General features: G+C 68.8%; 11 protein-coding genes. 5 read left to right on the top strand and 6 right to left on the bottom strand.

Going from position 1 to position 13,234, the window contains the following annotated elements:
- Positions 1-13: 13 nt before the first annotated feature.
- On the top strand, positions 14-913 hold the full coding sequence (locus tag C9992_RS06375) for an alpha/beta fold hydrolase (RefSeq protein WP_106814772.1): 900 nt from the start codon (positions 14-16) through the stop codon (positions 911-913).
- Positions 910-2,517 (top strand): ABC transporter substrate-binding protein, encoded by a 1,608-nt coding sequence (locus tag C9992_RS06370; RefSeq protein WP_106814771.1) that lies wholly within the window; start codon positions 910-912, stop codon positions 2,515-2,517. Before C9992_RS06375 ends, C9992_RS06370 begins: the two co-directional genes overlap by 4 nt.
- Positions 2,518-2,575: 58 nt before the next feature.
- On the opposite strand, the gene C9992_RS06365 is transcribed toward C9992_RS06370, so the two are convergent.
- The gene (locus C9992_RS06365; RefSeq protein ID WP_106814770.1) at positions 2,576-3,691 is read right to left on the bottom strand and encodes a CapA family protein; all 1,116 of its coding nucleotides are present in this window, start codon (positions 3,689-3,691) and stop codon (positions 2,576-2,578) included.
- A gap of 99 nt (positions 3,692-3,790) precedes the next feature.
- Here C9992_RS06365 and C9992_RS06360 point away from each other — a divergent pair, with 99 nt between their 5' ends.
- From C9992_RS06360 to C9992_RS06350, 3 genes are all read left to right on the top strand, one after another.
- Positions 3,791-5,068: a CaiB/BaiF CoA transferase family protein gene (locus C9992_RS06360; protein WP_106814769.1), complete on the top strand. Its 1,278-nt coding sequence runs from the start codon at positions 3,791-3,793 to the stop codon at positions 5,066-5,068.
- A 180-nt stretch (positions 5,069-5,248) separates the two neighbouring features.
- Positions 5,249-6,787 carry a glucoamylase family protein gene (locus C9992_RS06355; protein WP_106814768.1) on the top strand — a complete coding sequence of 513 codons (1,539 nt, stop codon included), beginning with the start codon at positions 5,249-5,251 and terminating at the stop codon, positions 6,785-6,787.
- A gap of 48 nt (positions 6,788-6,835) precedes the next feature.
- Positions 6,836-7,465: a TetR/AcrR family transcriptional regulator gene (locus tag C9992_RS06350; protein WP_106814767.1), complete on the top strand. Its 630-nt coding sequence runs from the start codon at positions 6,836-6,838 to the stop codon at positions 7,463-7,465.
- Between the two features lie 40 nt (positions 7,466-7,505).
- Here C9992_RS06350 and C9992_RS06345 read toward each other — a convergent pair whose 3' ends face one another.
- The 5 genes from C9992_RS06345 to C9992_RS06325 form a co-directional block, all read right to left on the bottom strand.
- Positions 7,506-8,390, bottom strand: a complete 885-nt coding sequence (locus tag C9992_RS06345) for an alpha/beta fold hydrolase (protein WP_106814766.1) — start codon at positions 8,388-8,390, stop codon at positions 7,506-7,508.
- 197 nt (positions 8,391-8,587) lie between these two features.
- Entirely contained in the window at positions 8,588-9,748 is a 1,161-nt protein-coding gene (locus tag C9992_RS06340) for a glycoside hydrolase family 1 protein (protein ID WP_106814765.1), read from the bottom strand.
- A 70-nt stretch (positions 9,749-9,818) separates the two neighbouring features.
- The gene (locus C9992_RS06335; protein ID WP_106814764.1) at positions 9,819-10,772 is read right to left on the bottom strand and encodes a carbohydrate ABC transporter permease; all 954 of its coding nucleotides are present in this window, start codon (positions 10,770-10,772) and stop codon (positions 9,819-9,821) included.
- Position 10,773: 1 nt separating this feature from the next.
- Positions 10,774-11,634, bottom strand: a complete 861-nt coding sequence (locus tag C9992_RS06330; RefSeq protein WP_235008066.1) for a carbohydrate ABC transporter permease — start codon at positions 11,632-11,634, stop codon at positions 10,774-10,776.
- Positions 11,635-11,775: 141 nt separating this feature from the next.
- Positions 11,776-13,041, bottom strand: a complete 1,266-nt coding sequence (locus C9992_RS06325; RefSeq protein WP_106814762.1) for a sugar ABC transporter substrate-binding protein — start codon at positions 13,039-13,041, stop codon at positions 11,776-11,778.
- Between the last annotated feature and the right edge of the window lie 193 nt (positions 13,042-13,234).

The raw sequence follows: 13,234 nt of genomic DNA, 5'->3' as shown, positions 1-13,234 counted from the left end.
ACCGAGGAGGAGCATGCCCCTGCAGAAGATCGATGACGCCGAGCTCTGGTACGAGGAATACGGACCCGACGACGCACCCGAGACGATCCTGTCGTGCGCGATGGGGTTCTCGGGCACCGGGTATCCCGAGATCCTGGCCGAGTCGCCCACGCGGTACAAGGTGTACACCATCGTCGCCCGCGGCTTCGGCCGGTCGACGCACCCCCAGGAGCCGCCCGCAGAAGGGTGGCTGACCCGCTGGGCGGACGACGTGGTGGCCTTCGCGGATGCGAAGGGCATCGACCGCTTCGTCTACACCGGTGCATCCCACTCCGCCGGAGTCGGCTGGTACATCGCGGTACGCCACCCCGCGCGGCTGAAGGCGTTCGTCTCCGTCGTGGGCACCCCGCACGACCGCTTCGGGGTGACCGACTCGTCGGAGGGCCGCCGAGAGGTCATCCGTGCGCGCCTCGCGGGCGACACCGGAGCCGTGCGCGCGCAGCTCGAGAAGCTGGGCGGCTGGCTGCACGACGACGAGACGGACCGTCGGCGCGAGCGCGACCAGCTCATCGACGCGGCGGTCGCCACCACGATGACGCGCGACGAGGACGAGTCGCGCATCAATCAGGGGATGCCCTTCCCCGAGGCCAAGACGAACGACGCACTGGCGGAGATCCTGCGCACCGTGCGCGTTCCGACGCTCATGCTCGCCGGAATGCGCGACGGCATCGTGTCGCCCGAATCGGCGCTGCGGGGCGTCATGAACGTTCGGGACTCGAAGGCGGTGCTCTTCGAGAGCGAAGGGCACTTCATGGCGCAGGAGATCCCGGAGCGCCTCGCTCGCGAGGTGCGCCTGTTCCTGGAGGAGATCAACGGCACCGCCGACCCGCGGCCGCGCCATTCGCACGACAACCAGAAAGTGGGGACGATATGACAACACCACCGAACCTCTCCCGGCGCAGGGCGATGCGTCGCTTCGGCGCGATCGCCGCCGCAGCGGCGCTCATCACCTCTCTCGCGGCCTGCGCACCCGCCGCGGACGAAGCGGATGCCGGCGGCACGACCGCGGGTGGGCGCGGCGAGGAGCTCGTCGTGCAGTTCCGCGGCGCGCCGATCAGCCTCGACCCGGCGCTGCAGGGCACCGCGAGCGGCTCCATCTTCACCGTTCTCGCATATGACTCGCTCGTCTACCAGGCGCCCGACGGGAGTCTGCAGCCCGGGCTCGCGACCGAGTGGGAATTCACCGACGACGAGCACACCGTGTTTGAATTCACGCTGCGCGAGGGCGTCGAGTTCGCCAGCGGAGAGCCGCTGACGCCGGAGGCCGTCGTCGCCTCGATGGAGTACTTCCTCACCAAGAGCGGCCCGAACATGTCGGCCGTCGGCCCGGTCGAGACGATCGAGGCCGTCGATGACGACACCGTGCGGATCGTCTACGGCGCCCCGTTCGCGGACGCACCGATGTCGCTCACGCAGACCTACATGTTCGGGAACGTGATCGGGCCCGACGGTGTCGCCGATCCCGCGTCACTGCTGCAGACGATGGACGGAGCGGGACAGTACGTCTACTCGCCCGAGGCATCCGTTCCCGACTCCGAGTACGTGTATGAGCGGAACCCGAACTACTGGAATCCGGACGCCCAGATGTGGGATCGGGTGAAGGTGGAGATCATCGCGGACCCGAACGCCGTGCTGAACGCTGCATCGACGGGTCAGATCGACTTCGGTCTCGGGTCGTCGCTGCTGGCGGCGTCGGCGGAGGCGGCCGGTCTGGAGATCGTCGCGGCGCCGTTCTACAACTGGGGCCTGCGACTGCACGACGTCGGCGGTGAGATCAACCCCGCGCTCGCCGACGAGCGGGTGCGCCGGGCCATCGGCCTGGCGATCGACCGCGAATCCATCGTGAACGCCCTGGGCGGGGAGTACATGGCCCCGAGCGATCAGATCGTGGTGGAGGGCGAAGAGGGCTACAACCCCGACATCGGCTGGGAGTACGACCTCGACGAGGCGCGTGAGCTCATGGCGGATGCCGGATACCAGGACGGCTTCACGATGACGATCCTCGACAGCAGCCTTCAGGATCAGCAGTCGCAGATCGCCCAGGCCGTCGCGAGTGCGCTCGAGGCGATCGGCATCGAGGTCAAGCTCGAAGTGGATTCCACCAGCATCCCGTCCTTCATCGAGAAGGCGGAGTCCAAGAAGTTCGAGGCATCCCTGTGGGCGACCAACGGCACGTTGGGCAACGCGTACGGTGACCTGCGAGGCGTCGGCTCGATGGGCAACCCGTTCGGGTTCGTCGACGAGGAGATGGAGGCCCTGTACGCCGAGAGCCTCGGTCTGGACGGCTCGGAGCGACAGGCGATCTACGAGCGGATGGGCGAGCGCTGGGAGGAGCTGGCCGTCACGATCCCGGTGTTGACCCAGTACTTCGTCAACTACGTGGGACCGAAGGTGACCAACGTCCAGGCGTCGGCGCAGAACCCGGTGATGCTGCCCGTGGGTCCGCAGCCGGAGTACAACTGGCAGCCGGCGGGCTGAGCACAGACAGACGAAACGGCAGGCTCCGAGCGGAGCCTGCCGTTTCGCTCTGGTCGCGTCAGGAGATCCGCACCACGTCGCCGTCCCACGAGAAGGTCGTCTCGAGACCGGCTCGGCGCGAGATGTCCTCGATGTAGGCGGCTACCGAATCGCGCTCGCCTTCCGCCAGCGGCACGGGGCAGGCGTCGTCGTCGATCCAGCACGGGATGAAGCCTGCGCGGATGCCGTCGGCGTCGACGTCGAGCACCGCGATGGCGGTGTTGCGGCTCTCGGGGTGGAACGGGTACCCCGGCATGGCGGGATCGGGCGAGAACCCGTACATCTCGACCCGGCGCTGCGCCCATGCCTTCAGCTCTTCGGAGTCACTGTCCGGATCGGGGGTGAGCGCGTCGGTCACACAGACGAAGTTGCCCAGACCGTGGAAGATCGGCTTGCCACGGTACAGCTCGATCCCGCGCATGATGTGCGAATGGTGGCCGATCACGGCATCCGCCCCCGCGTCCACCGCGGCGCGAGACACTTCGAACTCGTAGTCGTCGATGCGCGCCGGCGTGTGTCCGTAGCCCTTGTGCAGCGCGACCACCACGACGTCCACGTCGCGGCGGAGCGCCTCGATCGCCTGCGTCATCTGCTCGAGCGAACGGCGGTCGCAGAACGTGTAGATCTGCGGCGGGTTGCCGGGATTCAGGTCGTCGAGGTCATAGTGCGTGATGACCTTCACGAAGGCGCAACCGGCCTTCTTGCTCGTCGCCCATGACTCGCGCGGCCCCACACAGTTGAAGCTCAGCACCCCGACGCGCACGCCGCCGCGCTCGAGGATCGCGGGCACCATCGCGGCTGCGAGATTCGCACCGGTGCCCGTCGTCTCCATCCCCGCGCCCCGGGCCGCCGCGATGGTGTCGAGGACCCCGCGCGTGCCGAGGTCGAACGAGTGGTTTCCCGCGATCGTGCCGATGTCGTAGCCCGCCGCCGCCATGACCTGCAGGTAGGAGGGTTCGGCGGGCGGCGACGGCACCGTCAGCGCGCTGATCGCGGTCTCGGTGGTGTGTGGCACCTCGATGTGGCCGATGGCGACATCGCTCGCGCGGGTGATCGGCGCGCTCGGCGCGAAGTAGCGCTCGGGGTCGCCGTACTGCATGACGATGTCGCCGACGGCGGTGATGCGGATGCTCATTGATCTCCTTAATCAAGTTACTTGATACTATTGTCACGATCAGCGGGGGCTGATGGCAACGCCGCAGCTACCCGTTCCTCAGACCGCAACGGGGTGAACATGAGCCGACCGCTCGAAGGCAAGACAGTGATCGACCTGACCTCGGCGTTGGCCGGTCCGTACGCGACGCTGCTGCTGGCAGGCCTGGGTGCGCGCGTCATCAAGGTCGAGAACCCGCAGCGAGGCGGGGACTCGTCGCGGAACAACTCGCCGTACGTCGGGGCCGACGGCCTGAGCGTGCGGCGACGCTCTCCCGACGACATGTCGGTCTCGATGATGCTCCGCGGCCGGGGCAAGGAGAGCATCGTGCTCGACCTGAAGCGTCCCGAGGGTCGCGAGGTGCTGCGTGATCTCGCGCGCAACGCCGATGTGCTCGTCGAGAACTACAGTTCCGGCGTGACCGGGCGGCTGGGAATCGACTTCACGGCGCTGCGCGAGGTCAACCCGCGCCTCGTCTACACCTCGATCAGCGGCTTCGGAGCGACGGGCGACCACGGCGACCGCAAGGCGATGGACACCATCATCCAGGCGCTCAGCGGAGTGATGCTGACGGCGGGGGAGCCGGACGACCCTCCTGTGCGCTTCGGGCTGCCCGTCGGCGACCTCGTCGCCCCGCTGTTCGCAGTGATCGGCACGCTCGCGGCCGTGCTGGAGGCGGAGCGGACGGGCCTCGGGCAGCACGTCGACGTGTCGATGCTCGGCGCGCTGACATCGCTCGTGGCGTGCGAGCCGTTCGACGCCCTCGAGTCGGTCGGCTTCCCGCTGCGGACCGGCGCCTACGTGCCGCGTCTGGCGCCCTTCGGCACCTTCCGCACGAAGGATGGATGGTTCGCCATCTGCGCCCCGACCGACCAGTTCGCCGCCGGCGTGCTGACGGCGATCGGTCGCCCCGACCTGCTCGGGTCGGAGGATTTCGGAACCCGAGACGCGCGGGTCGCGAACGCCGATCGCCTGCACGCCCTCATCGCGGGGTGGGCCGCGGAGACCACGCAGGCGGAGGCGCTCGCCACGCTCGAGGCGAACGGCGCCCCTGCGGCGGCCGTCCGCACGACGGCAGAGGCCGTGCGGGATCCGCAGGTGGTCGCGCGCGGTGAGGTGGTGCCACTCGTCCATCCGCGATTCGGGCACTTCGAGGGCCTGTACGGCTCCGGGCTGCCCGTCGTGTTCTCGCGCAGCACGACGGACCTCTCCACGCCCGCGCCCGGCCTCGGCGAGCACACGGAGGTGGTCCTGCGCGACCTGCTCGGCTACGAGTCCGAACGGATCACCGCACTGGAGGAGGCAGGCGTCGTCAAGCGTCACGACCGCAGCGACCTCGCCGCACCGCTGGCGAGGTGACCGCGGGAGGCCCCTTCCGCCGCCGGACGCACCCGTTTCGGGGATGAGGATGCCGCAGCAGGGGTTCGTGAGAACACCGTGAGATTCGCGCGCCACCTCTTCGTCTAATACCTTTCGCGTGTAAGGTTTTCAGGACCGACGGTTCCGTCCGACGGAGCCGCTTTCGACGAGGAGAGCGCGATGAAGCGATGGGTGAGCAGCCTCGCACTGGCGGGGCTGATCGTGACGACGGTGGCGCTGTCGGCGCCCGCGACGGCGACCGCCGGCGGGAGGCCCGGCGACGAACTGCTCCAGCGGTGGGCGCACGACACGTGGGTCTCGCTGGACGCGATGACCGACGAGTCGACAGGGCTTCCCTCCGACAACATCAGCGGGGATCTGAGCTCTCCGGGTGCGTACACCTCTCCCACCAACATCGGCGGATACCTCTGGTCCACCGTCACGGCACGCGACCTCGGCATCATCACGGCCGCTGAGGCTCATGAGCGCCTGAGCACGACGATCTCGACGCTCGGCACGCTCGAGCGCAACGACGCCAGCGGCATGTTCTACAACTGGTATGACCCTGCCACGGGCGCAACGCTCACGACGTGGCCCGACTCGGGCGATCCGGTCTACCCGTTCCTCAGCACCGTCGACAACGGCTGGCTCGCCGCCGCCCTCCGGATCGTGCGCGAGGCCGATCCGGCGCTGGCCGACCAAGCCGACGCGCTGTACGACAGCATGGACTTCTCGGCCTTCTTCAATCCCGAGGGCGCGCAGGGGCTGCCTGCCGGCACCAACCGCGGCGGGTTCTGGGAGACGCCGCCGCCGGATTGCAGCGTGGCAGCGCCGATGTACAACGGGTCGGGCGCCACGGCGTACTACACGTGCCACCACTACGACACCACGGTGAGCGAGAGCCGTATCGCGACCTACCTCGGCATCGCCAACGGGCAGATCCCGCCCGCCGCGCTGTACGGCACGCATCGAACGATGCCGCCGGGCTGTGACTGGGACTGGCAGGAGCAGCTGCCCACCGGTCGGTACCGGTCCTACGACGGCTTCGAGGTGTGGGAGGGCGTCTACTCCTACGGGGGCATGTCGTTCGTCCCCGCCTGGGGCGGCAGCATGTTCGAGGCCCTCATGCCCGATCTGCTGGTGCCCGAGACGCAGTGGGGTCCCCGGTCCTGGCGCCTCAACCACCCGATCACCGTCGCGGTGCAGGAGCATCACGGCCTCGACGATGCCGGCTACGGCTACTGGGGCTTCTCCCCGGCGAGCAATCCGTTCGGCGGGTACTCGGAGTACGGCGTCGACATCGCCGGCATGCGGGCGGACGGCTACTTCTCGGATGCCGAGCACACCGACATCGACGTCGACCACCCTGGCTGCAGCACGGGGACGAATCCAGATCCCGAATATGGCGACGGTGTCGTGACGCCGCACGCCGCATTCCTCGCGCTGCCGTACGACCGCGAGGGAGCGATCGGCAACCTCAGCCGCATCGAGTCCGAGTTGGGCGCGTATGGCCCGGGCGGGTTCTACGACGCGGTGGCCGTGCGCAGCGGAACGATCGCCGAGCGCTACCTGTCGCTCGATCAGTCGATGATCATGGCGGCGATCGGCAACGCCCTCACCGGAGATACGCTGAAGGACTACTTCGTGGATCGCCAGATGGAGCAGCTGCTGCGTCCTGCGATGCGCCAGCAGGTCTTCGAGTCGTCCTGGAAGGACTGAGGGCGGCACAGCTCGGCCCGGCGCCGGTGAAGACGAGCGGGAGGGACCGTGAACGAAACGGAGCACGCGGAGCCCGTCGCGGGGCGAGGACCCCGCGGCAGCTATGCCAAGGGGCAGGCGCGTCGTCAGGCGATCGTGGATGAGGCGCTCGCGGTGTTCTCGCGCACCGGCTTCCACAGCGGTTCCCTGCGCGAGATCGCCAAACGGGTCGGCCTCACGCCGGCGGGCCTGATGCACCATTTCGCGGGCAAGGAGGAACTGTTCGCCGAGGTGCTCCGGCAGCGTGATGAGAAGGTGCGTGCGGCCGCGGGCGACCCGGCCGAGCACACCCTGGTCGAGCAGGCCGAGAAGGTCGTCGCCTACAACCAGTCCTCTCGAGGTCTCACCTCCCTCTACGCGATCGTGTCCGCCGAAGCGACCGACCCCGAGCATCCGTCCCATGCCGACTTCTCTGTTCGGTACCGCGCAAGCGCCGACAACGGCGAAGAGCTCCTGCGGGCCGGGCAGGAGGCGGGGGAGGTGCGCGCCGACATCGATCCGGCGCTCGCCGCCCGGCTCATCAGTGCCGTGATGGACGGCATCCAGCTGCAATGGCTGCTCGACGAGTCCGTCGACATGGTGCCGCTGTTCGAAGAGTTCGTACGGGGCTACCTGCGGCCGCCCACCCCGGGTGACTGATCTCGGGGCGGGGGACCATGCCTGCTCCAGCGCCGGACGTCTAACGGCGCATTGCGACGCCCCGCACGAAATCGGCGATGAGCGGGGCCGCCTGCTCCGCGTGAGTCTCGAGAAGCAGGTGCCCGCCGTCCAGGATGTGGGCCTGCATCCTCGGGAGATCCTCCATCCACGACAGCGTCTCCGCGATGTCGAAGAATGCGTCGTGCCGGCCCCAGACCATCACCGCGGGAGGCTGCCACTCCCGGAGATAGGCGCCGATCGCGTCGAGCCGTTGCGCGTAACGCCCGTAGTCGGCGATCAGCGCGCGCTGCGTGCGCATGTTCCCCGGTCGGGACATCACCCGCCAGTCCTCCGCCCACTGCGCGGGATCCAACGCAGAGGCGACGTCGTCTGGGAGCCCTGAGTCGTACTGGGCGCGCGTCCCTTCCAAGGTGAGGTGGGCCATGGCGGCCGCCGTGTTGTGCTCATCTGGAGCCGCCCAGTACGCCCGAGTGGCCTCCCATCCCGGACCCCAACCGGTCGGGTGTGCGTTCGCGTTCTGGATGACGAGCCCGAGAACGAGGTCGGGCTCGGCCATCGCGAGGTCGAACGCCACGGGAGCGCCGAAGTCATGCACGTAGAGAAGGCGCGGGCCGATCGCCAGGTGCGCGAGCAGTTCTCGGATGGCATCGGCGAACGCTGCGAACGAGGGCGTGGCGAGCGGATCGGACTCGCCGAATCCCGGGAGATCGGGAACGATGACGTGCGCATCGCGAGCCAGCAGGGGGATCACGTCTCTGAAGCCGCGAGACGAGTTCGGGAAGCCGTGAAGCAGCAGCAGTGAAGGCGACCCGGCGGGGTCTCCGGCGCGCAGATACGCCAACTCGGTGCCAGCCGACAGAGTGAGTCGCTCCCTTGTCGGCCGGATCCCGGAGAGGCCGCCCATGACCACATTCTTCGGAAGCCTGCGTCGTCCGCGCAACCGCGGGCCCACCAGGCCGGCGGTGCGACGGCACCGTGCCGTGGTCGTGCCGCAGCGGTCTGCCGCGCTTGCGGGCGCACAACTCAGGCAGAATCCCGCGATCGGGCACCGCCATAGCCCGAAAGGCCGCGTCCCGCCTGAGTTACGCGCGCGCGTGCCCGTCAGGAGGCAGGCAGCGCGTTGACCTGGGCGATGCGGCCCAGCCACTCCAGACTCGGCTTCGGATGCCGCTCGAACGTCTCGCGATCCCAGGCGATGAGGCCGAATCGCGGGCGGTAGCTGCCCCACTCGTAGTTGTCCAGAGCGCTCCAGTGCAGGTATCCGCGCACGTCGATGCCGTCCTCGAGGCACGCATGCACCGCCTGCAGCGCGCCGGTCATGTAGTCGATGCGGCGCGCATCGTCGTCCGTCGCGATGCCGTTCTCCGTCACGTAGACGGGCACCGCGGCGCGCCGCCAGGCGTTGCGGATGCCCTCGCCGACGGCGGGCGGGTAGTACTCCCAGCCGGTCAGCGTCCGCTCAGCGCTCTCGGGGATCGGGAGAGGTCCGTCCGGCCCGATCCGGGTGCGGGTATAGGCCTGCACACCGACCCAGTCGTCGCCCTCGGCGGCGTCGAGGAAGACGTCCTCGCGGGAGGCCCCATACTCCGCCGCCACGGCCTCGGCGCCCGGCTCCGGCTGATACGCCTGTGTCGCGACCGACCAGCCTGCCCGTGCACCTGCCGAGCGCACCAGCTCCACCGCTCCGCGGTGGGCAGCGATGAGCCGGTCGGTGACGTGCGGCACTCCCGGCGGCAGCCCCACCGCCGGGAATCCCACCTCCGGATCGGCGAGCACCGACACCATGTTCGGCTCGTTGATCGTGCAGACCAGCTCGACGCCGTCCAAGAGCGGCAGCACCGCTTCGACGTAGCGGAGGAACGCGTCCACCGCGGCATCCTCCATCCAGCCGCCCTGGCGGGCGAACCACACCGGATTGGTGAAGTGGTGCAGCGTCAGCATCGGCGTCAGGCGCAGGTCCCGCGCGGTGCCGATCATGCGGCGGTAGTGGTCGACCGCGGCCCGCGAGATCCAGCCCTGCTCCGGTTCGATGCGGGCCCACTCGATGCTGAAGCGGTAGGCGTCCAGCCCCGCCCGCGCGAGCAGCGCCATGTCTTCGGGGTAACGGTGGTAGCTGTCGGCGGCGTCACCGGACGGCGTCTCGACGGGCGGGCCGGGCAGGTGGCCCCACTCCCGCTGCCACCAGTCGGAGTTGACGTTCCCGCCTTCGATCTGGTGCGCGGCGGTGGAGGCACCCCACAGGAACCCTTCGGGGAAGTTCATCGTGGCGATGGTCCTTTCATCGGGATGACGGATGCGGCCGGCACCGGTCGGGCGGCGGCATCCGTCGGTGTCATTTGATGCCGGTGAGCGCGATGCCCTGCACGAAGTAGCGCTGCAGCAGCACGAACACGACGAGCACCGGCACGACGACCACGACGGCGCCCGCCATCATGAGCCCGTACCGGGCGGCGTTCTGGCCCACCGAGTAGAGCGCGAGGGCGACCGGCAGTGTGTACATGTCCTCGGTGGTGGCCACGACCAGCGGCCACAGGAAGTTGTTCCAGCTGGCGAGGAACGTGAGGATCGTCAGCGTCGCGACCGCGGGCCCGCACAGCGGCATGATGACGCGCAGGAAGATCCGCCATTCGCCGGCGCCGTCGATGCGGGCGGCTTCGATCAGCTCGTCGGGCAGCCCCAGCATGAACTGGCGCATCAGGAACACGCCGAGCGGGGAGATGAGGAACGGCAGGATGAGGCCCGGATAGGAGTTGACGAGCCCGAGATTCGCCGTCAGCACGAACAGCGGCACGAATGTGACCACCCCGGGCACCATGAGGGTGGCGAGCACCAGGGTGAACAGCAGCTTCTTGCCGCGGAACTCGAGCTTGGCCAGGGCGTATCCGATCATCGAGCAGAACACGATGTTGCCGAGCGTGACGAAGACGGCCACCACGATGCTGTTGAGGAAGAACGTGGTGAAGTCCAGCCGGCCGAACAGCGTCTCGTAGTTCTCTGTGGTCGGATCCCGCGGCAGGAACTCGGTCGGGTACTGCCTGATCTCGGCATCCGTCTTGAAGGATCCGAGGATCATCCACACGAACGGCATGACCATCGCGATGAGACCCAGAGCGAGCACCACGTAGAGCCACCACCGGCTGCGCCCGCGGCGGTGGCGACGACCCGCCGGTTCAGGCTCGGACGGGATGACGTCGGTGTCGGTCACCGGGGACGTCGCGAGCACCGAAGCCACTCCTCGGGGCTCGCCGCCCGACGGGGGGCCGGACGGGGGAGTCGTGGTTGTCATGTCAGTCCTTCCTTCCGAGGAAGCGGAACTGGATGAGCGACAGCGCGACGATCGCGAGGAACAGCACGTAACTGGCCGCCGACGCGTACGCGTAATTGCCGAAGCCGAACTGGTCGTACGTGTACATCGCCGTCGACAGGGTGGCATCCAGCGGACCGCCCTGGGTCATGACGTACGGCTCCTCGAAGAACTGCAGGAACCCGATGCCGGTGATCACGGCCGCGAAGAGCAGTGCCGGACGCATGGCGGGAACGGTGATGCTCCAGAACCGCTGCCAGGCGTTGGCGCCGTCGACCATGGCGGCCTCGTGGTGCTCGCGCGGCACGCCCTGCAGCGCCGCGAGGAAGATCACCATGAGCGTCCCGATGTTGCGCCAGACCGCCATCATGATGAGCGACGGCAGCGCCCACGTCGTCGACTGCAGCCAGTCGGGACCCTGGATGCCGAAGAGGGCGAGAAACCCGTTCAGCAGGCCGTCCGGCTGCAGGATGAAGCGCCACACGATCGCGATGGCGACGATGCTCGTCACGACGGGCGCGTAGTAGCCCACGCGGAAGACCGTTCGGAAGCGGCGGATGCCCTTGTCGAGCGCCAGCGCCACTGCGAGGGCGAGTGCCATGGTCAAGGGCACCGCCACCACCACGAACGTGAAGGTGTTCAGGAGGGAGCGGAGGAATCGGGGGTCCTGGAAGAGCCGCACGTAGTTGTCGAACCCGACGAGGTTCACCTGGAACGGCGTCTGCAGGTCGCGCGTCGTCATGTCGGTGAAGCTCATGCCCAGCGAGGCCACGATGGGGCCCGCCATGAACACGAGGAACAGCACGACGAATGGGAGGGCGAACAGCCAGGCGGTGAGCGTCATGTGCCGCGCTCGCCGCGTCGCCCGCGCGCGGGGCGCGGGGCGCTGCCCGGCAGTCTCCGGCGCCGGCGCCCCGCGCGGCGACGACCCGCGCGCGGCGCCCGTCGTGCGGGGGGAGGAGGTGGACGTCATCTCAGACGCCTCTCACTGCCCCGTGCCGATGGAGGTCGCCTGCTGCTGGATCGTCGCGACGGCGTCCGCGGGGGTCGTCTCGCCTCGGGTCGCCTTCTCCAGCTCCTGGTCGATGACGGCCGACACCTGCGCCCACGTGGGAATGGCCGGCGGTGCCTTCGAATCCTCGAGCTGTTCGCCGAACACGCTGAGGTAGGGGTCTTCGGCGAACGTGGGGTCGTCCCAGGCCGCCTGCACGCTCGGCAGATCGGTGGAGATGTCGTACCAGGCGATCTGGGTCTCGGGCTGGCTCAGCCAGCGGACGAACTTCCACGACGCGTCGCGGTTGTCGGTGTCTTGGAACACGGCCAGGTTGCCGCCTCCGGTGAAGCTGGTGCGACTGTCGGCGCCGGGAACCATCGCGACCCCGAACTTGTCGGCGAACTCCTCGCCGCCCTGGTCCAGCAGCAGGCTCACGTGGAAGGGCCCGCTGTAGAAGGCTCCGACCTCTCCGTTGATGAACGCCTGCTCGATCTCGCCGCCCTCCAGGCGACGCGGCTCGGCGATGCCGTCCTCGAAGAAGCTCGTGTAGAAGGTGAAGGCGTCCTCCCACTGCGGGGTGTCGAAGGCGAACCCTCCGCCGTCTTCACTCAGGATGTCGCCGCCCTGCTGCCACGCGAGGGGCGCGACGTACTGCCAGGAGTCGAAGCCGCCCGGCGGGAGGGACACACCCCACTGCGCGCCCGCCGTCTGGAGCGCCTTGGTGAACTCCTTGTACTCATCCCAGGTGGCCGGCGGCTCCACCCCCGCCTGCTCGGCGAGATCGGTCCGGTAGTAGAGCACCCGCGTGTCGACGTACCACGGCACGCCGTACGCGACGTCGTCGACGACGGTCGTGTCCCACGAGCCCTCGAAGAACGACGACTCGTCGACGAGACCGTCGGGGGTCGGCTCGAATGCGCCCGTGGCGGCGAACTCGCCCACCCAGGTGGTGCCGAGCATCGTGACGTCGGGCGTCTCGCCGCCGGCGATGGCGGTGGCGATGCGGTCGTGCGCGCTCTCCCACGGCACGGCGGTCACCTCGACCGTGACGTCGGGGTTCTCCTCTTCGAACTGCGCTGCCAGTTCGTCCAGGACCTCGCCCTCGTTGCCCATGGCCCATACCTGCACCGTGCCGGTTGCCGGCGAGTCGTCGATGGCAGCGCCCCCGCCGCCGTCGTCACCGGCGCCGCCGCCGTCCGCCCGGCCGCACCCGGCCAGGACGAGTGAGCCTGCGAGCGCGGTCGCGCCCACGGCCATCCATCGTGAAGTCCTACGTGCACCTGGTCGTGTCATCGGTCTGACGCCTCCATCGGTCGTCGCCGCTGCGCGCGGCGTCTCTGCCTCGGCCTTGCCGGCGCACGTGGCGCCGTCCTCAGAGACTAGCCCGAAAACCTGACACATGAAAGGTATTGGCATGAGAATCGCCTCATGCGAGAAGAATGCCCAGGTC

Source organism: Microbacterium timonense, assembly GCF_900292075.1.
Taxonomy (GTDB): Bacteria; Actinomycetota; Actinomycetes; order Actinomycetales; family Microbacteriaceae; genus Microbacterium; species Microbacterium timonense.
The sequence above is the reverse complement of the archived record's forward strand: the minus strand, read 5'-3'. Positions and strand labels throughout refer to the sequence as shown.